The sequence below is a fragment of the Arenimonas sp. genome (assembly GCF_019459675.1).
Lineage (GTDB): Bacteria > Pseudomonadota > Gammaproteobacteria > Xanthomonadales > Xanthomonadaceae > Arenimonas.
On sequence record NZ_JAIBFH010000193.1, the window covers coordinates 1 to 1,110 of the forward strand.

Consider the following 1,110-nt stretch of genomic DNA (forward strand, 5'->3'; position numbering starts at 1 on the left):
GTGGCCGCTAACCAGGCACTATGCGCGAGGTACAGCGCCATGCCGATCGGCAGCCAGGCGAAGCCGATTAACAGCCCCCGCAGCAGCGGCGGCATCGGGCCGCGCGGCCACCAGCGCCACAGCGCGTAGCCGGTGAGGGCCAGCAGCGGCGCGTCCACCAGCCACAGATGCTGGTGCAGGTGCGCCAGCTCCAGCGCCACGTGCGCCAGGCACAGCGGCCAGAGCAGGGCGAGCCAGACCATCGGGCGCCAGGGCGTGTAGCCCGGCACCGCGTTGGCCGCGAAGAACGGGAACATGCGGTGCGCGACCGTGGCGTAGATCGGCACCAGCAGCCCGAAGCTGCCGATCTTGAGCATCGCGAACGCCAGCCGCGCATCGGGGGCGTGCAGGTAGACGACGAAGGCCAGCAGTCCCGCCAGGCCCATCACCAGCGCCGCGAAGCAGGAGATCGCGTGCCAGGTGGTGTTGCGGTCGCGGAACAGCCAGCCCGCCAGCACCGCCATCGCCGCGATCCAGCCCGCCAGCGTGTTCACCACGCCCAGGTGCACCAGCATCGCCGAACCCGACACCAGGCCCGACAGCGTCAGCACCTGTCCCGCCACCAGGCCCAGGCCGACCGGCAGGTAGTGCCAGCGGCTGGCTTCGGACTGGCCCATCCAGCGCGGGAATACCGTCAGCAGGAAGCCGAAGATGAAAGCGGGCAGCACCTGGTACTGCATGATGAAGCCGTGCATCCAGCCCGCCGGCACGGTTGGCGTCGGCAGCCTGCCGCCCAGCCACGCGGTCCACCAGGCCATGGCCGCCAGCACGTTGAAGGCGCCGATGAAGAACAGCAGCCGGTGCGGCGCGGCTGCAATCGCGGCGAGTGGGAACGGCGCCTTTTCCTGTCTCATGTCCATGCCGCCATGCTGCCGCGCAGGCCCGCGGGCTGCCTTGACCCAGGTCATCCCGCGCCCAGCCCGGACGCATAAAAAACGGGGGCGCGTTCGCGGGCCCCGGGTCCCCACCCCCACCCCCCCCCGCCTACGCGGGGGGGGTGGGGGGGGGGGTAAACCATGGGCGGGGGCGTGGGGGGGGGGAACCGCACCCCCGCCCCGCCCCCCGCACCGC

The 1,110-nt window shown here is 72.1% G+C and carries 1 protein-coding gene; it reads right to left on the reverse strand.

The genetic code is table 11. From position 1 onward, the window contains the following. A partial coding sequence (locus K0M70_RS06715) for an NnrS family protein (protein ID WP_290780858.1) occupies positions 1-899 on the reverse strand: 899 nt, incomplete at its 3' end. Positions 900-1,110: the final 211 nt, after the last annotated feature.